Source organism: Roseicyclus mahoneyensis (assembly GCF_003148775.1).
Classification (GTDB): Bacteria; Pseudomonadota; Alphaproteobacteria; order Rhodobacterales; family Rhodobacteraceae; genus Roseicyclus; species Roseicyclus mahoneyensis.
The window spans coordinates 314,024-337,944 of the sequence record NZ_QGGW01000003.1 but is presented as its reverse complement, the minus strand read 5'-3'; the positions used below and the strand labels follow the sequence as shown (position 1 = coordinate 337,944).

General features: G+C 65.2%; 20 protein-coding genes and 1 other RNA gene. 9 read left to right on the top strand and 12 right to left on the bottom strand.

Annotation, left to right across the window (positions count from 1 at the left end):
• The first annotated feature begins 217 nt into the window (after positions 1 to 217).
• A complete protein-coding gene (locus C7455_RS08790; RefSeq protein ID WP_109667407.1) occupies positions 218 to 2,350 on the top strand; it encodes a Hint domain-containing protein in 2,133 nt (710 codons plus the stop codon).
• On the opposite strand, the gene C7455_RS08785 is transcribed toward C7455_RS08790, so the two are convergent.
• On the bottom strand, positions 2,347 to 3,201 hold the full coding sequence (locus tag C7455_RS08785) for a LysR family transcriptional regulator (protein WP_109667573.1): 855 nt from the start codon (positions 3,199 to 3,201) through the stop codon (positions 2,347 to 2,349). The two genes, C7455_RS08790 and C7455_RS08785, sit on opposite strands and share 4 nt — an antisense overlap.
• 323 nt (positions 3,202 to 3,524) lie before the next feature.
• On the opposite strand from C7455_RS08785, the gene C7455_RS08780 reads away from it, so the two are divergent.
• The 3 genes from C7455_RS08780 to C7455_RS08770 all read left to right on the top strand — a co-directional run bounded on the left by C7455_RS08780 (position 3,525) and on the right by C7455_RS08770 (position 5,300).
• The gene (locus C7455_RS08780) at positions 3,525 to 4,307 is read left to right on the top strand and encodes a Bax inhibitor-1/YccA family protein (protein ID WP_109667406.1); all 783 of its coding nucleotides are present in this window, start codon (positions 3,525 to 3,527) and stop codon (positions 4,305 to 4,307) included.
• A gap of 221 nt (positions 4,308 to 4,528) precedes the next feature.
• Positions 4,529 to 4,696 carry a 50S ribosomal protein L33 gene (gene rpmG, locus C7455_RS08775; RefSeq protein WP_109667404.1) on the top strand — a complete coding sequence of 56 codons (168 nt, stop codon included), beginning with the start codon at positions 4,529 to 4,531 and terminating at the stop codon, positions 4,694 to 4,696.
• A gap of 97 nt (positions 4,697 to 4,793) precedes the next feature.
• On the top strand, positions 4,794 to 5,300 hold the full coding sequence (locus tag C7455_RS08770; protein WP_109667403.1) for a GNAT family N-acetyltransferase: 507 nt from the start codon (positions 4,794 to 4,796) through the stop codon (positions 5,298 to 5,300).
• Between the two features lie 60 nt (positions 5,301 to 5,360).
• Here C7455_RS08770 and C7455_RS08765 read toward each other — a convergent pair whose 3' ends face one another.
• Positions 5,361 to 6,053 carry a metal-dependent hydrolase gene (locus C7455_RS08765; protein WP_109667572.1) on the bottom strand — a complete coding sequence of 231 codons (693 nt, stop codon included), beginning with the start codon at positions 6,051 to 6,053 and terminating at the stop codon, positions 5,361 to 5,363.
• Positions 6,054 to 6,222: 169 nt separating this feature from the next.
• Between C7455_RS08765 and gatC the strand changes: the two genes are divergently transcribed.
• The 5 genes from gatC to rnpB all read left to right on the top strand — a co-directional run bounded on the left by gatC (position 6,223) and on the right by rnpB (position 9,942).
• Entirely contained in the window at positions 6,223 to 6,510 is a 288-nt protein-coding gene (gene gatC / locus C7455_RS08760) for an Asp-tRNA(Asn)/Glu-tRNA(Gln) amidotransferase subunit GatC (RefSeq protein WP_109667401.1), read from the top strand.
• A 2-nt stretch (positions 6,511 to 6,512) separates the two neighbouring features.
• Positions 6,513 to 7,997, top strand: a complete 1,485-nt coding sequence (gene gatA / locus C7455_RS08755; RefSeq protein ID WP_109667399.1) for an Asp-tRNA(Asn)/Glu-tRNA(Gln) amidotransferase subunit GatA — start codon at positions 6,513 to 6,515, stop codon at positions 7,995 to 7,997.
• A 34-nt stretch (positions 7,998 to 8,031) separates the two neighbouring features.
• On the top strand, positions 8,032 to 8,877 hold the full coding sequence (locus tag C7455_RS08750) for a hypothetical protein (RefSeq protein WP_245904268.1): 846 nt from the start codon (positions 8,032 to 8,034) through the stop codon (positions 8,875 to 8,877).
• Positions 8,874 to 9,527, top strand: coding sequence for an N-acetylmuramoyl-L-alanine amidase (locus C7455_RS08745; protein ID WP_109667398.1), 654 nt, complete (start codon positions 8,874 to 8,876; stop codon positions 9,525 to 9,527). The genes C7455_RS08750 and C7455_RS08745 overlap by 4 nt, the downstream gene beginning before the upstream one ends.
• 33 nt (positions 9,528 to 9,560) lie before the next feature.
• An RNA gene (rnpB, locus tag C7455_RS08740) (RNase P RNA component class A) lies at positions 9,561 to 9,942 on the top strand.
• A 100-nt stretch (positions 9,943 to 10,042) separates the two neighbouring features.
• Here the strand turns inward: rnpB and C7455_RS08735 are convergent.
• From C7455_RS08735 to C7455_RS08690, 10 genes are all read right to left on the bottom strand, one after another.
• The gene (locus C7455_RS08735) at positions 10,043 to 11,812 is read right to left on the bottom strand and encodes an IlvD/Edd family dehydratase (RefSeq protein ID WP_109667569.1); all 1,770 of its coding nucleotides are present in this window, start codon (positions 11,810 to 11,812) and stop codon (positions 10,043 to 10,045) included.
• A gap of 111 nt (positions 11,813 to 11,923) precedes the next feature.
• Positions 11,924 to 12,130 (bottom strand): formate dehydrogenase subunit delta, encoded by a 207-nt coding sequence (locus C7455_RS08730; RefSeq protein WP_109667396.1) that lies wholly within the window; start codon positions 12,128 to 12,130, stop codon positions 11,924 to 11,926.
• Positions 12,117 to 12,929: a formate dehydrogenase accessory sulfurtransferase FdhD gene (gene fdhD, locus C7455_RS08725; protein WP_109667395.1), complete on the bottom strand. Its 813-nt coding sequence runs from the start codon at positions 12,927 to 12,929 to the stop codon at positions 12,117 to 12,119. Before fdhD ends, C7455_RS08730 begins: the two co-directional genes overlap by 14 nt.
• Entirely contained in the window at positions 12,926 to 15,838 is a 2,913-nt protein-coding gene (gene fdhF, locus C7455_RS08720; protein WP_109667393.1) for a formate dehydrogenase subunit alpha, read from the bottom strand. The genes fdhD and fdhF overlap by 4 nt, the downstream gene beginning before the upstream one ends.
• A 115-nt stretch (positions 15,839 to 15,953) precedes the next feature.
• Positions 15,954 to 17,450: an NADH-ubiquinone oxidoreductase-F iron-sulfur binding region domain-containing protein gene (locus C7455_RS08715; RefSeq protein WP_109667391.1), complete on the bottom strand. Its 1,497-nt coding sequence runs from the start codon at positions 17,448 to 17,450 to the stop codon at positions 15,954 to 15,956.
• The gene (locus C7455_RS08710; protein ID WP_109667390.1) at positions 17,447 to 17,923 is read right to left on the bottom strand and encodes a formate dehydrogenase subunit gamma; all 477 of its coding nucleotides are present in this window, start codon (positions 17,921 to 17,923) and stop codon (positions 17,447 to 17,449) included. The genes C7455_RS08715 and C7455_RS08710 overlap by 4 nt, the downstream gene beginning before the upstream one ends.
• 134 nt (positions 17,924 to 18,057) lie before the next feature.
• Positions 18,058 to 18,942 carry a LysR family transcriptional regulator gene (locus C7455_RS08705; protein WP_109667568.1) on the bottom strand — a complete coding sequence of 295 codons (885 nt, stop codon included), beginning with the start codon at positions 18,940 to 18,942 and terminating at the stop codon, positions 18,058 to 18,060.
• Between the two features lie 44 nt (positions 18,943 to 18,986).
• Positions 18,987 to 19,877: a homocysteine S-methyltransferase family protein gene (locus tag C7455_RS08700; protein ID WP_109667388.1), complete on the bottom strand. Its 891-nt coding sequence runs from the start codon at positions 19,875 to 19,877 to the stop codon at positions 18,987 to 18,989.
• Positions 19,878 to 20,132: 255 nt separating this feature from the next.
• Entirely contained in the window at positions 20,133 to 22,865 is a 2,733-nt protein-coding gene (locus C7455_RS08695; protein ID WP_109667386.1) for a glycosyltransferase, read from the bottom strand.
• Positions 22,862 to 23,893: a hypothetical protein gene (locus tag C7455_RS08690; protein WP_146199965.1), complete on the bottom strand. Its 1,032-nt coding sequence runs from the start codon at positions 23,891 to 23,893 to the stop codon at positions 22,862 to 22,864. Before C7455_RS08690 ends, C7455_RS08695 begins: the two co-directional genes overlap by 4 nt.
• Positions 23,894 to 23,921: the final 28 nt, after the last annotated feature.

Below are 23,921 nucleotides of genomic sequence, written 5' to 3'. Positions count from 1 at the left end.
GCGACGGAAAAGGCAGGCCAGTTGCCTGCGATTTGTGGCAAATCTGCCTTTTTCATGCCCGATCCCTGCCCGATCCGCCCCGCACTCCGGCCCTGTTTCGGAACTAGAAACAATGCGTTGAGGGTGTCCCTCGCAGCGACCGCTCAAGCCGGAAACAGGCGCGGGTGCGAGGGCAAGAACGCAGGAAAGGCCGCCGGACATCCGGCGGACAGGCAAGATGCCGAACGGTTATCTGGTCAGCCTTGGCGCCAACGGGGCGCTTGACGACGGGGATGTGATCTCCGGCGCGCTGATCACGTTTACCACATCCAGCACGCTCGGCGCAGGCTCCTGGTCCTGGAGCGGCACCTGGAGCAGCAGCACCTTCACCAATGCGCAAGAACCGGGCGTCTATTACCTCGCCACGGACGGAAACGTCTATTTCGTGCCGGATTTCGGGCCGGTCGCCACGCTGACCACGGCCGCGACGATCACAACGCCGGTCTATGAACCCGGCGACGGGGTGATCGAAGGAACCGACAGCGGCGACCTGATCGACGGCAGCTATGCGGATGATGGCGGCGATGCGGTCAGCACGGGCGCCGACACGGTCCGCGGGTTTGACGGCGATGATACGATCTCGGCGGGCGGCGGCAATGACCTGATCTTCGGCGATGGCGGCGACGATTCGATCCTGGGCGGGGACGGCGCCGACACGATCTGGGGCGACACCGGCACGTCAGCCGCCCCGGTCACGGGCGTGCTGCGCTGGAACACGGCGCAAAACGACAATCAAGACGTATCGGGCGGCATCACCCTGACCAGCGGCCCGATCGACGCGACGGTCAGCTTCAGCAATCTCGGCAACAACAACCCGACCTATCTGATCGAGACGACAGACAGCGTCTATGTCGGCGCGGGAGAGCCCTTCGGCACCAATTCCTCGCTCTATCTCTTCGGCAATGGCGATGCCGCGACCTCGCGCACGGAAATCCGCTTCGACGCCAATGACCCCGCCTATGCGGGCGCGGTCGGGACTGTCAGCTTCCGCATCAATGATTTCGACTGGGGCAGCGGGAACCACCGCGACACGGTCACCATCCGCGCCTTCGACGCCAACGGGAATGCGATCAGCTACACCCTGACCTATGGCGCCAACGCCCCCACGACCGGCGCCAACCAGACGATCAGTTCCGCCAATATCGCCACCAGCCCCGCCGCACTGAACGGCTCGCTTCTGGTCCAGATCCCCGGCCCTGTCGACCGGATCGAGATCGACTATTCCAACGGGTTGAACGGCACACAGGCGATCTGGATCAGCGACATCGCCTTTACCGCCCTGCCCGCCGAAGCAGGCGACGACACCATCGACGGCGGCACCGGCAATGATCTGATCTATGGCGAGGGTGGGAACGACTCGATCCTCGGCGGGGGCGGCGCGGACACGGTCGAGGGTGGCGCGGGCAACGACACCATCCGCGGCGGCGATGGAAATGACCTGCTTGCGGGCGGCACGGGCGCGGACGTGATCTTCGGCGATGCCGGCAATGACACCATCATGGTCGGACAGGGCGACAGCGTCACCGGCGGTGATGGCGATGACCTCTTCATCCTGACCGACACCGGCGATGGCCCGGCCAACATGACCATCACCGGCGGCGAGGGTGGCGAGACACTGGGCGACGTGCTGGACCTGAACGGCCTGAACGCCGGGCCCGTCACCTATACCAGCACGACACCGGGCAATCTGGCGGGGTTCGTCACGCTTCTGGACGGGTCTGTCCTGACGTTTTCCGAGATCGAGGATGTGATCTGCTTCACCCCCGGCACCCGCATCCTGACGCCAGCGGGCGAACGCCCGATCGAGACGCTGCGCCCCGGCGATCTGGTCGTCACCCGCGACGACGGCCCGCAACCGATCCGCTGGATCGGCGCCCGGACGGGGCCGGGCACGGGCAAGAACGCGCCGATCCGCATCGCGGCCGGCGGCCCGTTCCACGCCACCCGTCCGCTGCTCGTGTCGCCGCAGCATCGCGTGTTGGTCCAAGGCTACCGCGCCCAACTGATCTGGGGTGAGGATGAGGTTCTGGTCGCCGCCCGCCATCTGGTCGATCACGACACGGTCCGCGTCGCGCCGCAGACGGCCGTGACCTACATTCACATGGTCTTTGACCGGCACCAGATCGTCTATGCCGAGGGCGCGGCGGTAGAGAGCCTGCATCTGGGGGACGAAGGGCTCAGGGCGCTCAGCCCCGCAGGCTGCGCCGATCTGTTTGCCACCTGCCCCGGTTTTCGCGCCGACCCCTGTGCTTTTGGCCCCACCGCGCGGGTTTGCGCCCGCAGCTATGAGGCGCGGCTGCTGGCAGCCTAAAGGCTGCGGAAACTCGACCGGGTCAGATCGACCAGCGCGTCAAGCGGGCGGCTTCGGTTCAGATCCGAGCGGTAGAGGTTGATCTTGATCTGCGGCAACGCGGGCAAGGCGCCGCCATGGGCCACGCGTTCCACATAAGGGGGCTCTGTCCCTTCGATGCAGGCATGCAGCGCCAGATCGGCGCTGACGGACGCCTCCACCGTGCGGATCGAATCAGATTCCACCGCCATTTCCCAAGGGATGCCAGCCCGGTCCAAGGCTGCCTGCACCGAATTGCGGAAAATGCAGGCATGCTCGAAGGCCAGACGCAGCGGGCGCTGCTTCCACATCTGCCCGCCCTCGGCCCCGACCCAGACCAGTGGCCGGATGATCAGCGTCTCGCCGCCCGCGTCGCAGTCGGCCTCGGTCGTCAAGATCGCGTCGACCTCGCCGCGGGCGAACATGCGCTTTAGCCGCGCGGTGTAGGAGGAGACCAACTGCACCTTGACCCTTGGGAAATCGGCCGCCAGCCGGTGCAACACGCGCGGGATCGACGGGTAGACGATGTCATGGGGCACCCCGAGCGTCAGTTCGCCCTCGTAGTCGGATGCGGTCAGGCGCGTCAGCACCTCGTCGTTCAGCTCCAGCATGCGACGCGCATAGCCCAACGTCTGCTCGCCCGCGCCGGTCAGGATCAGGCGGCGCGTCGAGCGGTCGAACAGGCCAACGCCCAGCATCTCCTCCAGCCGCTTGAGCTGCATCGACACAGCCGATTGCGTCAGGTTCAGATAGCCGCTTGCCTTGGTGACGCCCCCGGCATCGGCGACGGCGACAAAGGCACGAAGGGCAGTCAGGTCGAGGTTGCGCGGCACATCACACCATGTGATCTGAAACTGTGGATACATTCAGGTTCAAGATGCACAGGCCCGCCCGCATGGCAACTCCAGAAATCCAGTGACCGGGGCTGACAAGGCGACTGCACGCAAAGCGGCCACGCCGACATCCGCGCCACCAAGGGCAACATATGGCAGATATCCGCACGATGATTGGAAAAAACTATCGCATCGCAGACGGCGGAAAAAACGCAGCTTCCTTGAAATGCACGTCATCTTCGCCGATATTGCCGGGTAAGGATGGATCCGAAGGCGCAATGCTGCCGCGCGGATCCGGCCGCTTGTCTTCTTAGGAGGGATACATGGCAGACTATCAGACGATCCGGGCCGGCGTTTCTGGCGCCCGCGCAGTCGAGATCGATCAGGGCCTTCGCGCCCATATGAACAAGGTCTATGCCACCATGTCGGGTGGCATGCTGATCACGGCGGCCGCCGCATGGGCGATCGCCAACCTCGCAGTAACCGCTGACCCGACCGGCGCCACCGTGGCGCTGCGCGAAGGCCAGTACCTGACCGGCTTGGGCGAAGTGCTTTACACCACGCCGCTGCGCTGGGTGGTGATGTTTGCACCGCTGGCCTTCATCTTGTTCGGTTGGGGCGCGCTGATGAGCCGGGCCTCGGCTTCGGCGGTCAGCCTTGGCTTCTTCGTCTTCGCGGCCGTCATGGGCGTGTCGATGAGCTCGATCTTTCTTGTCTTCACGTCCTTCTCGATCGTGCAGACCTTCCTTGTGACCGCCGTCGCCTTCGGCGCGCTCAGCCTTTACGGCTACACCACCAAGCGCGACCTTTCGGGCATGGGCACCTTCTTGATGATGGGCGTGATCGGCCTGATCGTGGCCATGATCATCAACATCTTCCTGCAATCGCCGGCCATGATGTTCGCGATCTCGGCGATCGGTGTTCTGCTGTTCGCAGGTCTGACCGCCTTCTACACGCAAGACATCAAGTCGACCTATGTGGCGCATGCGGCACATGGCGATCAGGAGTGGCTCGACAAGGCCGCCATCGATGGCGCGCTGAGCCTCTACATCGCCTTCCTGAACATGTTCCAGTTCCTGCTGATGTTCATGGGTCAGCGCGAATAAGCGCGGCAGCAAGACCGATTACGAAGGGCCGGGAACCACCCCGGCCCTTTTGCTTTTGCGGCAACCGCCCTGCCCCAAGCCGACCGATCCGGCCCCGACTGCCACGTTCGGGGATTTGAGGTGTTGACTCGGACGGGCGCGCGGGTAAAAGGCGCAGTCTCAAGAGACATATCGCGGCGTGCCCGGCGCGCTGCCCCGACCGACCTGCAGGAGCCCGACCCATGGCGAAGCCGACCACCATCAAGATCCGCCTGAACTCGACCGCCGGGACGGGCCATTTCTACGTGACCAAGAAAAACGCCCGCACCATGACCGACAAGATGACCGTACGAAAGTACGATCCGGTGGTGCGCAAGCATGTCGAATACAAGGAAGGCAAGATCAAGTAATCCGCCTTTCATATCCGACCTGAGGGCCGCGCCGGGAACACCGACGCGGCCCTTTTTCGTTTTTCGCGTCTGTTCGACGCAACAGGAGGCCCCCACCATGGTCGACACGATCACCATACGGCCCACGACACAGCACGACCTCGGCGCCGTCGACGCGCTGCTCGCCGCCAGCTATCCCGCATTGCTCAAGCGCGACTATGCGCCTTCGGTGCTGGTCACGGCCCTGCCGCTGATCTCGCGGGCCAATCCGGCGCTGCTGCGCTCGGGCACCTATTTCATCGCCGAGGATGCCGAGGGGCAGGCCTTGGCAGCGGGCGGCTGGACACGCAGCGCCCCGCAAGGCGGCGTGGGCCTGCCCGAGATCGGGCATGTCCGCCATGTCGCGACCCACCCCAGCCACCTGCGCAAGGGACTGGCGCAGGCAATCGTGACGCGCGTTCTGGCCGATGCGTTGGCCGCAGGGGTGGAGCGGATGATCTGCCAATCGACGCAGACCGCCGTGCCCTTCTACAAGGCGATGGGCTTCCGCGTGCGCGGAGAGATCTTGATCGCGCTGCGCCCCGGCATCACCTTTCCCGCCGTGGAGATGGAGCGCGCGCTTTAGGCGCGGCACAGGGGGAAACCCCGGGGTTTCCCCTGCGACAAACGCGCGTTTTTCACCCCCTCAGACCTCGATCGTGACGCCGGGATCGGGGTCGAGCACCCGGACGCCCGGCAGCGCGGCCTTCATCGCATCCGCCGATTGCTCCAGCACCGGAAAGGTCTTGTAGTGATACGGGATCACGGTCTTGAAGCTGAAGAGCCTTGAGGCCGCATAGGCTGCGCGGCTCATGTTCATCGTGTAATGCCCGCCTGCGCACAAGATGCCGACGTCGGGCGCGTGGATATCGGCCCAGATCTTCATGTCGGCCATCACGTCGGTATCGCCCGAGACATAGACGCCCCGCCCGTCAGCCTCGATGATGTAGCCCGCTTCGGACCCGGCACAGAGCGGGCCGTCGGGCCCCGACAGAGACGACGAATGGGTGGCATTCACCATCGTGACGGACACGGACCCAAGCTGCACCGTGCCGCCCTTGTTGAACCCCGCCGTCTCGATCCCGTGCGCGCCCTTCAGGCACCCCACCAGCTCGACCATGCCGTAGACCGTCAGCCCGCGCTCCAGCGCCAGTTCGGGCACACCGCCCACATGATCGCCATGTCCATGCGTCAGCAAGATCGCCGTGGCGCCTTCGAACATCACCTCGCGCCGGTCTTGGGGGAACATCGGGTTGCCCTGTTCCCAAGGGTCGATCAGCAGCACCTGATCGCCGATCTCAAGGCGCACCCCCGCATGCCCCAACCATGTGTATTTCATGTCGCGTTTCCTTTGCATCCGGTCCATGTGGCCAATGCAGGATAGACAGCGACGCCCCGGCGGAAAAGACCCCTGCGCCCGCCACGCCCGAGATGCTTGCGGGCCGGGCGGCGCAGGGCTAAACCGCCCCCTGTCCGGCACCGCCCACCCACGAGGAGGCCCCACCGTCATGTCGATTGACCGCGCCACCGCCGCCAAGGTCGCCAAGCTTGCCCGTATCCGCGTGGAAGAGGCAGATCTGCCCGCGCTCGCAGATGAATTCAACGCGATCCTCGGCTTCATCGAGCAATTGCAGGAACTGAACGTCGATGACGTGGACCCGATGGTCAGCGTGACGCCGATGCGCCTGCCCCGCCGGACCGATGTGGTCTCTGACGGCAATCAGCAAGCCGCGGTTCTGGCCAATGCCCCCGACGCCCGCGAGGGCTTTTTCGCCGTTCCCAAGGTGGTGGAGTGAGCATGTCCGACCTGACGAAACTGACCATCGCCGGTGCCCGCGACGCGCTGCGCAAGGGCGAGGTGACGAGCGTAGAGCTGACCGAGGCCTGTCTGGCCGCGATCGACGCCGCGGACGCGCTTGGCGCTTTCGTCCACAAGACGCCCGAGATCGCGCTGGAGCGTGCCCGCGCCGCCGACACGCGGATCAAGGCAGGCGACGCGCCCGACATGTGCGGCATCCCGGTAGGCATCAAGGACCTGTTCTGCACCGAGGGCGTGCCGAGCCAGGCGGCATCGAAAATCCTCGAAGGCTTTCGCCCCGAATACGAATCCACCGTCTCGGGCCAGTTGCGCGACGCAGGTGCCGTGATGCTGGGCAAGCTGAACATGGACGAGTTCGCCATGGGGTCCAGCAACGAAACATCCGTTTACGGCAATGCCGTGAACCCGTGGCGCGCGGGCAATTCCGATGCGGCGCTGACGCCCGGCGGCTCCTCGGGCGGCTCCGCCGCCGCTGTCGCCGCCGACCTCTGCCTTGCAGCCACCGGCACGGACACCGGCGGTTCGATCCGCCAGCCCGCCGCCTTCACCGGCATCGTGGGGCTGAAACCCACCTATGGCCGCGCCTCGCGCTGGGGGATCGTCGCCTTTGCGTCCTCGCTCGATCAGGCAGGGCCGATGACCAAGACGGTGCGCGACGCGGCCATCATGGGCGCGGCGATGATGGGCCATGACCCCAAGGATTCGACCAGCGCCGAGTTGCCCGTGCCCGATTTCGAGGCGATGCTGACCGGCGACATCCGGGGCAAGGTGATCGGTATCCCCAAGGAATACCGCATGGACGGCATGCCCGCCGAGATCGAGGCGCTCTGGACCCGTGGCCGCGAGATGCTGGCCGACGCAGGTGCCGTGATCCGCGACATCAGCCTGCCGCACACGAAATACGCGCTACCGACCTATTATGTCATCGCACCGGCGGAGGCGTCGTCGAACCTGGCCCGCTATGACGGCGTCCGCTTCGGCTACCGCGCGAAACTGGCGCAGGGCGACGGCATCACCGAGCTCTACGAGAAAACCCGCGCCGAAGGCTTTGGACCCGAGGTGCGCCGCCGCGTCATGGTCGGCACCTATGTGCTGTCGGCGGGCTATTACGACGCCTATTACAACCGCGCCCGCAAGGTCCGCACACTCATCAAGCACGACTTCGAGACCGTGTTCAACGAGGGCGTCGACGCGATCCTGACGCCCGCGACACCCTCGGCCGCCTTTGCACTGGGCCAAAAATTCGACGATCCGGTGCAGATGTACCTCAACGACGTCTTCACCGTGACCGTGAACCTTGCCGGTCTGCCCGGTCTGGCCGTGCCCACGGGCCTTGATGCGCAGGGGCTGCCGCTGGGGCTGCAACTGATCGGCAAGCCTTGGGAAGAGGGCGAGTTGCTCAACATCGGCTATGCCTTGGAACAGGCAGCCGGATTTGTAGCGAAACCCGAAAAATGGTGGTAATGTCTCGAAAACGATAAACCTTCGAGGCAGTAAAATGGCAGGTTTTCCGAGGGGCGGCAGTGCCCTTATCCTTGTTGCGTGGGTCCTTGCGGCCTGTGGCGGTGGCGCGCCGCCCAATGATGTCGCGCAAGGTGTGGGCTTCAGCGACCTTCAATCCTTCCAGATGCGGCAGGCCGCGCTCCGGGGCACTTGGGTGCCGGTGCGCACGACGACGACCGTCACCTCTCCCATCGCGCCCGTCAGCGCAGCCCTGCCGCCTCGGCCTGCAGCCCCTCCGGCAGCCGCGGTGCCCCCTGTCGCCGTGGCCCGCGCGCCTGTCGCCACACAGGCCCCGATCCCGGCCGCAGCCCCCGCCCCGGCCCCAGAGGTCGCCAGCGTCGCGGCCGCCGCCATTGCCGCCCTTGACGCCAGCCCCCGACCGACCGCCTCCGCCCCGCAGGTGGCACTGGCCAGTGCACCCCCGCCGGAGAGCGTCGCCAACCCCGGGATCTCGGATGAACAGGAATTCGACGCGGTCGCAGGCCGCGAGACCATCGAAAGCGACGCCGCACGGCTTGCCCGGATGCAGGCCGAACGCGTGGTGATCGCGCCCACTGCCATTCCCGAACGGCCCGAGGGGCTTGGCCCCAACATCATCGATTACGCGCTGGCCACCTCGCATCCCGTGGGCGAGCGCCGCTACAACCGTCGCCCCATCTCCGAAGAAAGGCACCAACGCGCCTGCATCGCCTTCCGCTCCGCCGATCTGGCGCAGGAATGGTTCTTGCAAAACGGCGGGCCGGGCCGCGACCGGCAGGGGCTCGACCCCGACGGCGATGGCTATGCCTGCGGCTGGAACCCCGGCATGTTCCGGTCGGCTGCGGCGGCCGCGCGGAATTGAGCCTCTCGCCCAATTTCGGGCCGCGCCGCGACGGGCTGCGGCCCGAGCTTGTTGTATTGCACTACACGGCCATGCCCGATTGCGACGCGGCACTGCGCGTCTTGTGCACGCCTGAGCGCGAGGTTTCGGCCCATTACCTGATCCGCCGCGACGGGCGGGTGGTGGCGCTGGTCGACGAGGCAATGCGGGCATGGCATGCGGGTGCGGGCACATGGCGGGGGCATGGCGACGTCAATTCCCGCTCCATCGGGATAGAGCTGGACAATGATGGCGGCTCGCCCTTCGCAGCACCGCTGATGGACGCGCTGGAGGGGCTTTTGCCCGGTATCCTGTCGCGCTGGTCCATCCCGCCCCATGGCGTGATCGGCCATTCCTGCATGGCGCCCGGCCGCAAGATCGACCCCGGCCCGCGCTTTGACTGGTGCAGGCTGGCGCGCGCGGGGCTGGCGCTCTGGCCCGAAGGCAAGGGCGAGGCCCCGGTTGACGCCGAGCGTTTCCGCACCGAGGCACAGGCTTATGGCTTTCCCGATGTCGCGGACGATCTGCTGCTGGCCGCCGTCCGCCTGCGCTTCCGCCCTCGCGTAACCGGGCCGCTGGATGGCCGCGATTGCGGGGTCATGGCCGAGATGGCGGCGCGCATCAGCGCTTGAACCGCAGCGCGCACAGGCGTAGCAGGCACGGGCGCGGAGGGCTGGATGACCGCGGGCGGGCAACCGTTCGAGGAAAGTCCGGACTCCCCTAAGCCACGGTGCCGGGTAACGCCCGGGCGGAGCGATCCGACGGAAAGCGCCACAGAAAACAGACCGCCGCGGCCTTCGGGGCGCGGTAAGGGTGAAACGGTGGGGTAAGAGCCCACCGCGCGACTGGCAACAGGAGCGGCACGGCAAGCCCCACCGGGAGCAATGCCGAATAGGGATACCGCGGGGGCAACCCCGGGGCTTGGCTTCGGCCCCAGGTATCCGGGTTGGCAGCTTGAGGCGCAGAGGCAACCCTGCGTCCAGAGGAATGGTCATCCAGAGGGGGCAACCCCTTGGACAGAATCCGGCTTACAGGCCCTCCGCGCAAATTCGGGGCTTGGCCGCAGACGCCAAAGGCCTGCTTGACCGCTGGTTCAGTGATTGTCGTGCGGAACGCGCGCTCAGGGATTATCCCGCGGAGCGCGCGCTCAATGATTGTCCCGCGGCAGGTCCTTGGCGATGCGCTGATAGGCCGTCGCCAGTTCCAGACAGCCACCTCGCGCCAGTTGACCCACATGAGTGCGGTAGATCTCCTGCCAAGGCGTCTGGTGCACGATCTGGGGCGGTTGCCACGCATCGCGCCGCGCCTGCCAATCCTCGGGCGAGACCACCGCATCGAGCCTGCCCGCGTTCAGATCGAGCCGCACACGGTCGCCCGTCTGCAGCAGCGCAAGACCGCCCCCCACCACCGCCTCGGGCGAGGCGTTGAGGATCGAGGGGCTTTCCGACGTGCCCGATTGCCGCCCGTCGCCGACCGTCGGCAGGTGGCGGATGCCCGCGCGCACCAGATGGTCGGGCGGCTGCATGTTCACCACCTCGGCGGAACCCGGATAGCCGACGCAGCCCACACCTCGGATGAACAAGATCGTCGTCTCGTCGATGCCAAGGGCGGGATCGTTGATCCGGTCGTGGTAATCCTCGGGCCCTTCAAAGACCACGGCGCGGCCTTCGAAGACACCATCCTTGAGGAACCGCGCCCGGAAATCAGCTGAAATGACACTGGTTTTCATCAAGGCGCTGTCGAACAGGTTGCCCGTCAGCACCGCGAAGCCCGCCTTTTCGCGCATCGGGCGCTCGACGGGGCGGATCACATCGGGGTCCACGCTGCGCGCCGCCCCCAGCGCGTCGGCCAAGGGCTTGCCGCTGGCCGTCATCACGCTGCCATCCAGATGCCCTGCCGCCAGCAATTCACCCATCACGGCCGGCACGCCACCTGCGCGGAAAAAGCTCTCGCCCAGATATTCACCGGCTGGCTGCATGTTCACGAGCAAAGGCAGGTCCAGCCCATGCACCTGCCAATCCGTCACGTCCAGGTCCACCCCGGCATGCCGCGCGATGGCGGCCAGATGTGGCGGCGCGTTGGTCGATCCGCCGATGGCGGTGTTGACCTTGATCGCGTTCAGAAACGCCGCGCGGGTCAGGATGTCGGAGGGTTTCAGATCCGCCTCGACCATCTCCACGATCCGTCGCCCCGTGAGATAGGCCATCTCCATCCGCTCGCGGAAGGGCGCGGGGATGGCGGCGGCCCCGGGCAGGGTCATGCCCAAGGCCTCGGCCAGCGCATTCATGGTCGAGGCCGTGCCCATCGTGTTGCAATGCCCCAGCGACGGCGAGGAGGCGCAGGCGCGCGCCATGAATTCCTCGTAGCCGATCTTGCCCTCGGCCATCAGCCGGCGGCTTTCCCAGATGATCGTGCCCGACCCGGCGCGCTTGCCCTGCCACCAGCCATCCAGCATCGGCCCGCCGTTCAGCGCGATGGCGGGTAGGTCGACCGTGGCCGCCCCCATCAGCATGGCCGGCGTGGTCTTGTCGCAGCCGGTGGTCAGCACCACGCCGTCGATCGGGTAGCCATGCAGCACCTCGACAAGGCTCAGGTATTGCAGGTTGCGATCCAGCGCCGCCGTGGGCCGCTTGCCGGTTTCCTGAATCGGATGGACCGGGAATTCCATCGGGATGCCGCCCGCATCACGGATGCCCGCCTTGATGCGGTCCATCAAGAAGACATGGATCTTGTTGCACGGCACCAGATCGCTGCCCGTCTGCGCGATACCGATGATCGGCTTTTCCGCCTGCAATTCCCCTTGGGTGAAAGCCTGGTTCTGGTAGCGTTCCAGATAGAGGGCCGTCATCCCGGGGTTGTTGGGATTGTCGAACCATTCCTGGCTGCGATAACGGCGGTTCGCGCGGGTGTTGGACATGGCATGTTCCATATAGTGAAACCTTTGGCCGCATAGTGGAACGACCTGCGCCAGTGGTAGCGGAGGAAGCCACGCCCCCACAACCCCTTTGCCAAGAGCCGCCCGCGCGCCTCAGATCAGCGGCAGCGCCTGTCGCACCAGCACGTCCAGTTCGTCCTCTTGCGTCTTGGCCTTGGCCTTGAGATCCGCCCGCATTTCGGGGCCCCAGTAATCCTTGAGATGGGCGGCCACCCGCTCGGCCTGATCTGGGCCGGGCTGGCTGTGGAAGAAGATGGCGATCTGGTTGGCCATGCGGATCAGCTTGTCAGGCGACGACATCGACGGCTCCCTCGTTGATCCTGCGGGCGTGGGTGAAGACCTCGATCCGGCCGCCACGCGCCAGCGCCGCGACCGTCAGCCTGGCCGCATCTGCCACGCGCAGCGCCTGCGCGGTGGGGGCGGAGACGGCGATCAGGATCGCGCACCCCGCCAACACCGTCTTTTGCACCATCTCGACCGATACACGGCTGGTGATCACGACGGCGCCACAGGCAGGGTCGATCTCTGCCCGCAGCGCCGCCCCGATGAGCTTGTCGAGCGCATTGTGCCGCCCGACATCCTCTCGTGCCAGCACGATACCCTGACCAGGCATGAAAAAGCCAGCCGCATGAACCGCCTGTGTCAGGTCATGCAAAGGCTGATGGGCGCGCAGCGCCTCGCCGGCGCCCGCCGCGTCGTCAGCGGCAAGCGACAGGTCGGCCGACACGGGCCGCAGATCGCGCAGCGCCTGCTCGAGGCTGTCGATGCCGCAAAGCCCGCAGCCGACCGGCCCCATCATCGCGCGTCGTCGCGCGCCCAAAGCCGCCGCTGCCTCCTCCTCGATCCAAAGTCGCGCCTCGATCCCTTGCGCGACCTCGATGATCTCGATCCCCTCGATCTGCGATGGGGTCGCATACCCTTCGGTGAAGGCAAAACCCGTTGCAAAATCCTCAAGATCGGACGGCGTGCACATCATCACGGCCTGCGTCGAGCCGTTGCAGGTGATGGCCACCGGCACTTCCTCGGGCAGCGAGCGGGCAATGGCGCGCGCGCCATCGGGGCCAAGCGCCCTGGCGGATATGGACCGGCTCGCCCTCATTCGGCCGCCGGCAAGATGCGACGCGCGGCCGCCGCCTGCGCCTCATAGTCACGCTGCCACTCGGTCGGCCCGTTCGACAGCCCGACCTGCACCGCCGTCACCTTGTATTCAGGGCAATTCGTGGCCCAGTCGGAATGATCGGTCGTGATGACGTTGGCCTGTGTCGTGGGATGATGAAAGGTCGTGTAGACCACGCCGGGGCTGACCCTGTCGGTCAGATGCGCCCGCAGGCTGGTCTCGCCCGACCGGCTTGCCAGCTTCACCCAATCGCCCGCCTTCACGCCGCGCACCTCGGCATCATGGGGATGGATCTCCAGCACATCCTCGGCATGCCAGACGGTATTCGCCGTCCGCCGCGTCTGCGCGCCCACGTTGTATTGCGACAAGATGCGCCCCGTGGTCAGCAAAAGCGGAAACCGCGGCCCGGTCCGTTCCTCGGTTGCGACATATTCCGTGACGATGAACCGCCCGCGGCCCCGCACGAAGCCATCGACATGCATGATCGGCGTGCCCTCGGGCGCGGCGTCATTGCAGGGCCATTGCACCGACCCCTTTTCCTCCAGCAGTGCATAATCGACATGGGCGAAGCCGGGGGTCGTGGCCGCGATCTCTTCCATGATCTGCGCGGCGTGGGTGTAGCGCCACAAGGGCCGCCCCTCGGCCTCCAGCATCGCATTGGCCAGCAGCTGCGTGATCTCCCAATCCGCGTAGCCGTTGCGCGGCGCCATCACCTTGCGCACCCGGTTGATGCGGCGTTCGGCGTTGGTGAAGGTCCCGTCCTTTTCCAGAAATGTCGACCCGGGCAAGAAGACATGCGCGTAATTCGCCGTCTCGTTCAGGAACAGATCATGGACGATGACACAGTCCATCGCCGCCAGCCCCGCCGAGACATGCCGCGTGTCGGGATCGGATTGCAAGATATCCTCGCCCTGACAGTAGAGCCCCTTGAACTGGCCCGAGACGGCGGCATCGAGCATGTTGGGAATGCGCAGCCCCGGCTCCGGGTCGATCTCGACACCCCATGCGGTCTCGAAGATCGCGCGCACCTCCGGGTTCTTCACATGGCGGTAGCCCGGCAATTCATGCGGGAAGGATCCCATATCGCAGGACCCTTGCACATTGTTCTGGCCACGCAGCGGGTTCACCCCCACCCCTTCGCGCCCGATGTTCCCCGTCAGCATGGCAAGATTGGCAATCGCCATGACGGTGGTGGAGCCCTGGCTGTGCTCGGTCACGCCCAGCCCATAGTAAATCGCTCCGTTGCCGCCCGTGGCGTAGAGGCGCGCCGCCGCCCGCAACTCCTCGGCCGGAACGCCGGTCAGCATCTCGGTCAACTCGGGCGAATGACGCGGATCGCTGACGAACTCCGCATATTCCGCGAACTCGTCCCAGTCGCAGCGGGCTCGGATGAACCCCTCGTCAAACAGACCCTCGGTCACGATGACATGCGCCATGGCGGTCACCACGGCGACATTGGTGCCCGGCCGCAGCGGCAGATGATGCGCCGCCTCCACATGCGCCGTCTTGACCAGATCGATCCGCCGCGGGTCGATCACGATCAGCTTCGCCCCCGCCCTGAGCCGCTTTTTCAGCCGCGAGGCAAAGACGGGGTGCCCGTCGGTCGGGTTCGCCCCGATCACCACGACCACATCGGCCGCCGCCACGGAGTCGAAATTCTGTGTGCCCGCGCTGGTGCCGAAGGTCTGGCCAAGCCCATAGCCCGTCGGCGAATGGCACACCCGCGCGCAGGTGTCGGTGTTGTTGTTCAGAAACACCGCCCGCGTCAGCTTCTGGACCAGATAGGTTTCCTCGTTGGTGCAGCGGCTCGAGGTGATGACGCCCACCGACTTGCGCCCATGCCTCGCCTGAATGCCGCGCATCCTTGCCGCGGCAAAGGCCAGCGCCTCATCCCAGCTCACTTCCTGCCAGGGATCCTCGATCCGCTCGCGGATCATGGGCTTCAGGATGCGGTCGGCATGCGTCGCATAGCCATAGGCAAAGCGCCCCTTGACGCAGGAATGCCCGCGATTGGCCGCGCCGTGCTTGTAGGGCGTCATCCGCACCAGCTGGTCGCCGTTCAGCTCCGCCTTGAACGAACAGCCCACCCCGCAATAGGCGCAGGTCGTGATGACCGACCGCGTGGGCGTGCCCAGCGCGATCACCGATTTCTCCTGCAGCGTCGCCGTCGGGCAGGCCTGGACACAGGCCCCGCAGCTGACGCAATCGGAGGCGAGGAAATCATCCCCCACACCGCCCGCGCTCACTCGGCTCTCGAACCCGCGCCCTTCGATTGTCAGCGCGAAGGTGCCCTGCACCTCCTCGCAGGCCCGCACACAGCGGTTGCAGACGATGCATTTGGCCGGATCATAGGTGAAATAGGGGTTGCTGTCGTCCTTGGGCAACCACTCGGGGTTGGCCTGCCCACTGGTGTCGCGCGCCGCGAAATGGGTCCGTATCCCCCCCTCAGGCGCTGTATAGCGCTGGTCGCGCAACCCCACGACGCCTGCCATATCCTGCAACTCGCAATCGCCATTGGCGCTGCACGTCAGGCAATCCAGCGGATGGTCCGAGATGTAAAGCTCCATGACGCCCTTGCGGATGCGTTGAACCTGCTCCGATTGCGTCCTGACGACCATGCCAGCCGCCACCGGCGTGGTGCACGACGCCGGCGTGCCGCGACGCCCCTCGATCTCCACCACACAGAGCCGGCACGACCCGAAGGCCTCCAGATTGTCGCTCGCACACAGCTTCGGCACCGCGATCCCCGCGATGGCGGCGGCCCGCATCACGCTCGTCCCCTCGGGCACCGTCACCTCGAAGCCGTCGATGCGGAGCGAGACCGGCGCACCGTCCCGTGCAGGCGTGCCCATGTCGCGGTCGTCGCCCCAGGGAATGATGAAATCCTTCATGGCCCGACCGATCCCTGCTTCTCTGTTTCAAAAATATCCCGGGGGAGCGCAAGGGGGCAGCGCCCCCTCGCACGGGTCGGCGCCGAAGGCGACGAAACCCCTGTCCGCCCGCCGCTCACGCCGCCGCCTCCCGCAAGCCGCCGAACTCCTCGGGGAACTGTTCCAGTGCGCTCATCACCGGATAGGGTGTGAAGCCCCCCAGCGCACAGAGCGAGCCATGCTTCATCGTCTCGCACAGATCGACCAGCAGCGGCACGGCGCCTGCGTCGCCAGCCGCGATCCGGTCGATAGTCTCCACGCCCCGCACCGCTCCGATCCGGCACGGCGTGCATTTCCCGCAGCTTTCGATGGCGCAGAACTCCATCGCAAACCGGGCCATGGCCCGCATGTCGGCGCTGTCGTCGAACACCACCACACCCGCGTGCCCGATCAAGCCGCCCTGCCCGTCGAATTCCTCGTAGCCAAAGGGCGTGTCGAATTTCGCGGGCGCGAAATAGGCGCCCAAAGGCCCGCCGACCTGCACCGCCTTCACGGGACGGCCGCTGGCCGTGCCGCCTGCGATGTCATGGACCAGATCGCCCAGCGGCATGCCGAACGCCGTCTCGAACAGTCCGCCGCGCGCCACGTTGCCCGCGATCTGAACAGGCATCGTGCCGCGCGACCGACCAAGGCCGAAGCCCGCATAATGGGCCGCGCCCCTCTCGAAGATCACCGGCACGGTGGCGAGGCTCAGCACATTGTTCACCACCGTGGGCCGCCCCATGAATCCTTCGAGCGCCGGCAGGGGCGGCTTGGCGCGCACCACGCCCCGCTTGCCCTCGAGCGAATTCAAAAGCGACGTCTCCTCGCCGCAGACATAGGCGCCCGCGCCCACGCGGAGCTCGATATCGAACTCATGCGATGACTGAAGAATGCGGCCCAGTAATTTGTTCTTGCGCGATATTTCAACCGCATGCGTCATTACGTCGATCGCGTCGGGATATTCCGAGCGGATGTAGACAAAGCCCTTGGTCGCCCCCACCGCGATCCCAGCGATCACCATCCCTTCGATCACGGAAAACGGGTCGCCTTCCATGATCATCCGGTCGGCAAAGGTGCCGCTGTCGCCCTCGTCGGCGTTGCAGACGATGTATTTCCGGTCCGCCTGCGCGCGCGCCACCGTGTCCCATTTCACGCCGGTCGGAAAACCTGCGCCACCCCGCCCGCGCAACCCACTGGCCTTCACCTCGGCCACGATCCCCTCGGGGCCAAGCGCCAGCGCCCGGCGCAGGCCCGCAAGGCCGCCATGGGCCTCGTAATCGGACAGGTCCAGCGGGTCGATCAGCCCGCACCGCGCAAAGGTTAGTCGCGTCTGGCGGGCGAAAAAGGGGATATCCTCGACCGGCCCAAGGCTTTCCACCGCGCCCGACAAGATGCCCGGCACATCCGCAGGCGTCACCGCCCCATAGGCGCGGCGCAGCCCATCCTCCTCGATCTCGACCAACGGCTCCAGCCAGACCATCCCGCGCGAGCCGTTCCGGATCACGCGATGCCCAGCCGCGACAAAGGCGGCAGCGACCGCATCGGAGCCCAGCGCGCGGGCGGCTGCGTCGCGCGGCACATAGACCTTCATGCCTCCAACCCCGCCAAGACATCCTCGGGCGTCGCCCGTCCCTTGAGCGCGCCATCGACCATGGCCGCCGGCCCGCAGGCGCACAGGCCAAGGCAATAGACCGGCTCCACCGTCACGCGGCCGTCGGGCGTCGTGCCGTGCCAATCGAGGCCCAGCTTGTCCAGCACGGCTTGCGACAAGGCCACACCCCCGACCGCCTGACAGGCCTCGGACCGGCAGATCCTGACGACATGACGCCCCGCGGGCCTGTCCCGGAAATCATGATAGAAACTGATGACGCCATGCAGTTCCGCGCGGGTGATGTTCAGCGCCTCGGCGATGGGCCCATGGGCCGCAGCCGGAATATGCCCAAGGGCCGCCTGAACCGCATGCAAGATCGGCAGCAGTGGTCCCTCCACGCCAAGATGGTCGGCGATGATACGCGCGATGACCGGGTCCTCTGGGGTCCCGTGCGGGGCGGCTGTGGATGGCATGGCAAGCTCCGGTCGACTGCGGCCAGAGTGCCAGGTTTCATTCGACAATCAATATCGCAATTCCGTTGTTCGATAGGGAAATCGAATGAAGTACATGCGACGCCTCAGACACCAGCAGCGACGCGATGCCCCAATCAGACCGCCGAAAGCGCCGCCGCCTCGGCCAGAAGCGCGCCCAGAACCGGCGTGTGCGGCTCGCGGTAGGGCGCGACGAGGCCCACGACATGCTCAACATGCCCGCCCGTGATCGGCACGATGGCCAGCCGCTTGCCCGTGGCAAGAAACCGCGCCATGTCGGACGGCAGCACCGTGACCCAGCCGCCCTGCTCCACATGGGCGGCCAGCACGACGGTGGAATTGGCCTCGACCAACGCGTCCGGCGTCACATCGGCCTCCATGAAGCATTGGTTGATGATGCGACGGTTCTGCATGTCGGGGGTCAGCAGGCACAGGTTTTCACCCGCAAGATCGGCCCATGTCACCGCGGCCTGCAGGGCCAGCGGGTTGTCGGCATGGCACACCAGCATGTAGCGTTCCGTGTAGATGGGCATGGTCGTCACGCGCCCCAAAGGCTCGTTGTCAAGGTAGGACAGCCCCGCGTCGATCTCGAGGTTCTCCAGCATCTTCAGGATCTCGACCGAGGTGCGCGACAGAATCGTGAAGCGCGCCTTGGGGTGCCGCTCGGAAAACCGCGCCGACAGACGCGCAGCCCAGGTCAGCGCGGTGGGGATGACAGCCAGCCGCAAGTGCCCCGACAGCCCGTGCCGGCTGACGCGCATCTCCTCGCGGAAGGTGCGGCTGTCGCTGACGAGCTTGCGCGCCCAGACCAGCGCGCGCGCGCCCTCGGGTGTCAGACCCCCATAGCGCGAGCCGCGAAAGATCAGCTGCACGCCCAGCATCTCCTCCAGCTGCTTGATGCCGGTCGACAGCGTCGGTTGCGTGATGCCAAGCGTTTCGGCGGCGCGGCCGAAATGGCCTTCCTTGGCGACAGCGATGAACATTTCGAGCTTGTTGATCATGCGCCCGATCATGCGATCAAACGGCGATCAATCAATCGAAATCTTCAATCGTGCAGCCCGGCCTCGCGCAGGCGGCGGGCGATCTCGGCGATATGGGCGGGCCCCGTCTCGCAGCAGCCGCCGACGATGGTGGCGCCCTGCGCGATCCAGCCCATGACGTGCTCGGCATAGGCCACCGGGCCAAGGTCGCGCCGCGCCGACAGCGCGTCGACGGTCGGGCGATCCTGCAAGAAGGCCTTGGTGATGCGCTGGAACCCGTTGGCATAAGCCCCGAAGGGCAGACGCGCGCGGGCAAGGATATCAAGGCCCGCGGGCATCGCCTCGGGCGCGGAGCAATTGGCAAGAATTGCCGTCGCGCCGCCGTCGGTGGCGACGGGCAGCAGATCGGCCAGCGCCTCGCCCGAGCGCAGTTTTGTTCCGTCCTCGTCGTCCAGCGTCACCGCGAGCCAGACCGGTCGGCCCGCCGCCGCAGCCCCCTCCAGCCCCGCGCGGGCATGGGCGAGCGAGGCGACCGTCTCGACGATGATCAGATCCACGCCGGGCGCAAGCAGGCGCGCGATCTCGGCGTAAAGCGGCACGGCCTCGGCATGGGGCGGATGCAGGTCGGGCCGGTAGCTGGCCTTGAGCGGCCCGATGGAGCCCGCGATGCGCCCCGCGCCATGGGCGGCGCGCGCGGCCTGCGCTTCGGCAAGCGCTGCGCTCATCAGGGCCACGAGCTCGGCCTCGATCCCCTCATGGACAAGGCGGTCGCGGTGGATGGCATAGCTGTTGGTCGTCGCGATATCGGCCCCGGCGGCGAAGTAATCCGCATGCACGCCTTGCAACAGGCTGGGGTGGTCCATCATCGCGCGGGTCGACCAAAGGGGCGTCGGCCGGTCACCTGCCCGCGTCACCATTTCCTGCCCGATGCCGCCGTCCAGTAGCGTGATGGTCATGCCGCCCTCGTGAGGGCTCCTGCGGCCCCGCACTCACCTATCCCGAAGGTCGGCAGGTCAACAAGCCCGCGCTCAAGCAGCCGGCAGGGCGGTAGCGCGCAAAACTTGGTGCGGGTGAGGCTTGCTCGGGTCCTTCGCTCGCCAGCGCCCGAGCAACGGCTTTTGCGGAATGTCACGCAGGAGATCGGCCGGCCACTAGTCCGTTTTCCTACTTGTGCCGACGGTGTGCGGGAAAGGTCAAACGCTGCAACCGCGTCAATGGGCCATATAGGTGCTCAACATCACCTCCATTGTTTCTACCCGGCCCGCCATATCTGCCCGCGCCAGAAGGACAAGCTCAATGAGGGCGAAACCCAGTGTTCGCATTTCGGCGAAGCTGTCATCGTTTGCGAAATCGTAAGGCTCACCCGAAGTGAATGTCAGGGTCCCTTTTCCTTGTACGCTGGGTGGCAAGTCGAAATCGACGGCCACGAGACTCCTTTGCCCTGCATGAAGAGTACCTTGCCAGGTCGGGCCATCGGGCCCACGGACTTTGAGCGGCAACGAAGTAAGTTTGTCTGTCGTCGTCAGGACGGCATAGGCAGTATAAGACCCGACGGGAAGATCAAAGAGATCAATTTCGGCGATGCTGGCACTCGACCAACAGCCCCAACTGTCGGGTGCGTTCCAGCCAAGACCCGTACGCATCTGAAGACCTGTGATGCGGTTCGATTTAAGATCGCTTTCCTGATCGCGTCCGTATCTGTAGGGATGGCGTGTCTGTACACCGTACGAGACGGGCCCGGCCGGTAGCATCTTGTCGATGAACCGGCGCGTTTCCATGATCAGGTCGCCCCATTCCTTGAAACGTGCCTTCTGTCGGACGAGGGCCCTTTTCCGCGCAAGGCCTTCTCGATCCGACAGCACCTCTTGGAGACGGCTGCGCACGTTTCGCTCTGAGAGGGCATCTGTCTCGAATGCCAGACCTTGCAGGGCCGCCTTTGCCGCAGAGGCCCGCCCTGCGAAGACAGGCACGCCGGATGCGAGGGACTCGGTCACCGGCAAATTCCAGCCCTCGCCCCGGCTAATTGACACCGTCATCAGCGCATTTTCGTAAAGGGCAGCCAAGGTCTCGTTGTCTGTGTGCTGAAGAAGAAGAATGTCACAATGATCCGAGCTCGACTCGAGGGCCTCATGGATGCCCGCCGTCTTCCAGCCGTCCTTCCCGACTAGCACAAGCTTTGGGCAGCTCGTTCCCAGCTTGCGCTGAAGTGCCGTCCAGGCGTTGATCAAGGTGAGGTGGTTCTTGCGCGGCTCTAGCGTTCCCACGGCTAGCACATAGTCAACGCTCGCCAGTTCCAGCGCATCGAGTGGAGCTCTACGCTCGTGTTCGGGTCGCGCCAGATGTTCTTTGACAAATGTCGGCATTATGTCGAGGTTCACGACACCGACCGGCAGCCGTACCCGGGCGTGCGCAAGAAGCGCAGCCTTCGTTTCCTCGGAATTACACAAGATCGCGGCGGAATTGGTCAGGATTGTCTTGAGCCACTGCTCAAAGGCTTTCGCGTGCCCCTTCGGGAAGTTTTCGGGCATCTCGAGAGGCAGAACGTCGTGGATGTATGTCACGATGCGCGCGCCCGACCGGCGCAAATCGCCCATGGAGGTGGTCAGACCTGGTGCCGTCCAGGTGGCCCCCAGAAACACAATCACATCACGGGAGCCAAAGCATGCGGGTTCATGGCGTGGCAATTGCTCCATGCAAGATTTCGCCGCTTCCTCCAAAGACGCGCCCGAAACCATGGTCTGCGCGAAATCCTTGAGCGGGAGAGAAATCCAGCCGCGCTGCGCATCGAGGATGACCGCCTTGTCCTGATCGGTGGAAGTCCCACGCTCGGCGGCGGCGAGAACCGCGTCGAGTTGCACACGCTGGATTCCGGTGACAGAGCCATGTACCGACAGGAATTGCACCACGTCGCTCACGTCGTAGTGGATCACCAGGTTGGCGCCGAGCGTGGCCGCTGGCGCGATAGATCCCTGATGCGTGGCTTGCATTGCCGCGATCGCTTCGCGGGCAAAGTCGCCGTCAAGGGATGGAAGTTCTCGCGCATAGATGTCTTTGATCGTAGCGCGATACGAGATCTGATCGGGGTCCGAGGTATCAGCCAGCGCACCGAGCAATGCCCTTCTCAGGGCTTCATTGGCCAAGGCATCTTCCATTAGCCCACTGAGCGCGTTCCGTACGTCAGCAAGAGAGACGGTTCCAGCCTCACCCAAGACGGACGTGAAAGCCGGAACCAAGGCGGAGCCCGCTTCGAACTTCGTGGGGTCTTGCGACCTGTCCCTGTCGCGGGAATTCTGGGTGACGCGCGCATTGTCACTAAGGGCGGCGAGAAACGGGGAAGGGTCGCCCACGCCGATATGCTCCGCTATGGCGTCGAAGATCTTTGGTGCGGTATCCCGGGCGAGCATCTTTTCGTACGAGACGAGCAGCACGTCCGCTGGCCTGCGAAGGTCGGCGAGACACCGCATGAGCAGAAGTTGCTCGATATACGGAAAGACGCCGTACATGCCCGCTGGCCAGTGCTTGTCCTCTGGATTAACCGCCCTTTGGTACCAGGACTGCGCCACCTCGTCGGCGTTTCGCATGGGGACGATGATCTTGAGCCGCGCGCCCTTTTCCTCGAAACGCGGCATCGTCGTGCGCATATGAAGATAGGCCCGAGGAAACTTCTCGCCGAAGGTGACCCCCGGCCGATCCGCTTTTTCCCTGAGGTTTGCCGCAGATGCGAGCGCGTCCTTGCGCTCAAGGTCAAGCGTGCGAAACCCGATCTCGGACAGGCTCTCGGGCGAAAAGGTATGGCCATGAAAACGTTCGGACCCGCAAACGATATCGGGATGTGCGTTCATGACGCGCGCCAGCAACGTCGTGCCTGACCGCGGCACAGCCATGATCAGAAAACCCTGCGCGGTGCTTTCGAAGGCAATAGCATTGCGGCGATGCAGGTTCATGATATGGCACTCAAGGTGCCGCGGCTGATCGCCTCGAGCCTGTGCCACGCCGCTGTTCCTGGAGTGACAATGCCGCCATCCCGGTCAATGCGATCGGGTCCGAATTTTTCCGCCTTCGCGATCCACTCCTCGAGCTCGTCGTCTGCGATCTGTACGACGGTGGCTTCGTCCGGATAGGGTGCATCGTCCTCGAAGAATTTGGACGTTTCCGGCAGCCAATCCCCCCTCAACCGTTCATGATCCTTCGCGAAATGCGCAAGATGGGCTGCGGCCTGAGCGGCACTCGGGCGCCGCCCCTCACCTCTCGGGACAATGCCTTTGAGCAAACGCTGCAATCGCTTGATCTCCCCAAGCGGTCGCCCGCGCTCCAACTCGCGCATTCCCGCCAAGCGCAGCACCTGCTGCCCATAGGCGGACATGCCGGTATTTCTTCTGTCCTCTATTCGGGTATCGGCGACAAATCCGATGGCTGCAAAATAGGCCGCAAGCATGTTTGGGTGATCCTCGTAGGCGAGCACCGCGAGCTTCTCGCGCGGGATATGCTTGGCCCAGTGCGAAAGACATGTTGCATAATGCATGCCAGCCGGTTCCGGATGCTCAAGCCGCCCCTGACGTGTGCTCTCCAGCGGATTTTCCGAGATCGGGACCTCACCGACCAATCGTGTGTTGTAGGAACTCAACGCCCAACGATCTTGCCGCCGGATGGCCACGACAGCCCAGACATTCGACGTCACCTCGTGACAGAGCGCCATGAATCTGTCGATTTCATGCTTTTGCCGGGGAAGAAGACCTTCGAACGTGATCAACATCTTTTCGTGTCCGAAAACCCTTGCCTCCGCGAGAAAGATGTCCCGCAGACGCGATTGAGCCTGGTCCGGATCAAGGCCCTGAAAAGCCGGCAAAATCCTTATCTTGGACCATTGCTTAGGCATGCCCATGTAGAATCCGGCAAAGTTGTCGTTGTAGCCGTTCCGCAGAGCCGAGACCCGCCCAATTCCTTGCGCGTTGAGCGCGGCCTCATGTTCCAAGCAATATCCCTGAAACGATGTTGTCGCG

Excerpts from the sequence above, each read along its gene's own strand:
- C7455_RS08790 (WP_109667407.1), top strand. The coding sequence starts at position 218 with ATGCCGAACGGTTATCTGGTCAGCCTTGGCGCCAACGGGGCGCTTGAC.
- C7455_RS08780 (WP_109667406.1), top strand. The coding sequence starts at position 3,525 with ATGGCAGACTATCAGACGATCCGGGCCGGCGTTTCTGGCGCCCGCGCA.
- rpmG (WP_109667404.1), top strand. The coding sequence starts at position 4,529 with ATGGCGAAGCCGACCACCATCAAGATCCGCCTGAACTCGACCGCCGGG.
- C7455_RS08770 (WP_109667403.1), top strand. The coding sequence starts at position 4,794 with ATGGTCGACACGATCACCATACGGCCCACGACACAGCACGACCTCGGC.
- C7455_RS08765 (WP_109667572.1), bottom strand. The coding sequence starts at position 6,053 with ATGAAATACACATGGTTGGGGCATGCGGGGGTGCGCCTTGAGATCGGC.
- gatC (WP_109667401.1), top strand. The coding sequence starts at position 6,223 with ATGTCGATTGACCGCGCCACCGCCGCCAAGGTCGCCAAGCTTGCCCGT.
- gatA (WP_109667399.1), top strand. The coding sequence starts at position 6,513 with ATGTCCGACCTGACGAAACTGACCATCGCCGGTGCCCGCGACGCGCTG.
- C7455_RS08750 (WP_245904268.1), top strand. The coding sequence starts at position 8,032 with ATGGCAGGTTTTCCGAGGGGCGGCAGTGCCCTTATCCTTGTTGCGTGG.
- C7455_RS08735 (WP_109667569.1), bottom strand. The coding sequence starts at position 11,812 with ATGTCCAACACCCGCGCGAACCGCCGTTATCGCAGCCAGGAATGGTTC.
- C7455_RS08730 (WP_109667396.1), bottom strand. The coding sequence starts at position 12,130 with ATGTCGTCGCCTGACAAGCTGATCCGCATGGCCAACCAGATCGCCATC.
- fdhD (WP_109667395.1), bottom strand. The coding sequence starts at position 12,929 with ATGAGGGCGAGCCGGTCCATATCCGCCAGGGCGCTTGGCCCCGATGGC.
- fdhF (WP_109667393.1), bottom strand. The coding sequence starts at position 15,838 with ATGAAGGATTTCATCATTCCCTGGGGCGACGACCGCGACATGGGCACG.
- C7455_RS08715 (WP_109667391.1), bottom strand. The coding sequence starts at position 17,450 with ATGAAGGTCTATGTGCCGCGCGACGCAGCCGCCCGCGCGCTGGGCTCC.
- C7455_RS08710 (WP_109667390.1), bottom strand. The coding sequence starts at position 17,923 with ATGCCATCCACAGCCGCCCCGCACGGGACCCCAGAGGACCCGGTCATC.
- C7455_RS08705 (WP_109667568.1), bottom strand. The coding sequence starts at position 18,942 with ATGATCAACAAGCTCGAAATGTTCATCGCTGTCGCCAAGGAAGGCCAT.
- C7455_RS08700 (WP_109667388.1), bottom strand. The coding sequence starts at position 19,877 with ATGACCATCACGCTACTGGACGGCGGCATCGGGCAGGAAATGGTGACG.
- C7455_RS08695 (WP_109667386.1), bottom strand. The coding sequence starts at position 22,865 with ATGAACCTGCATCGCCGCAATGCTATTGCCTTCGAAAGCACCGCGCAG.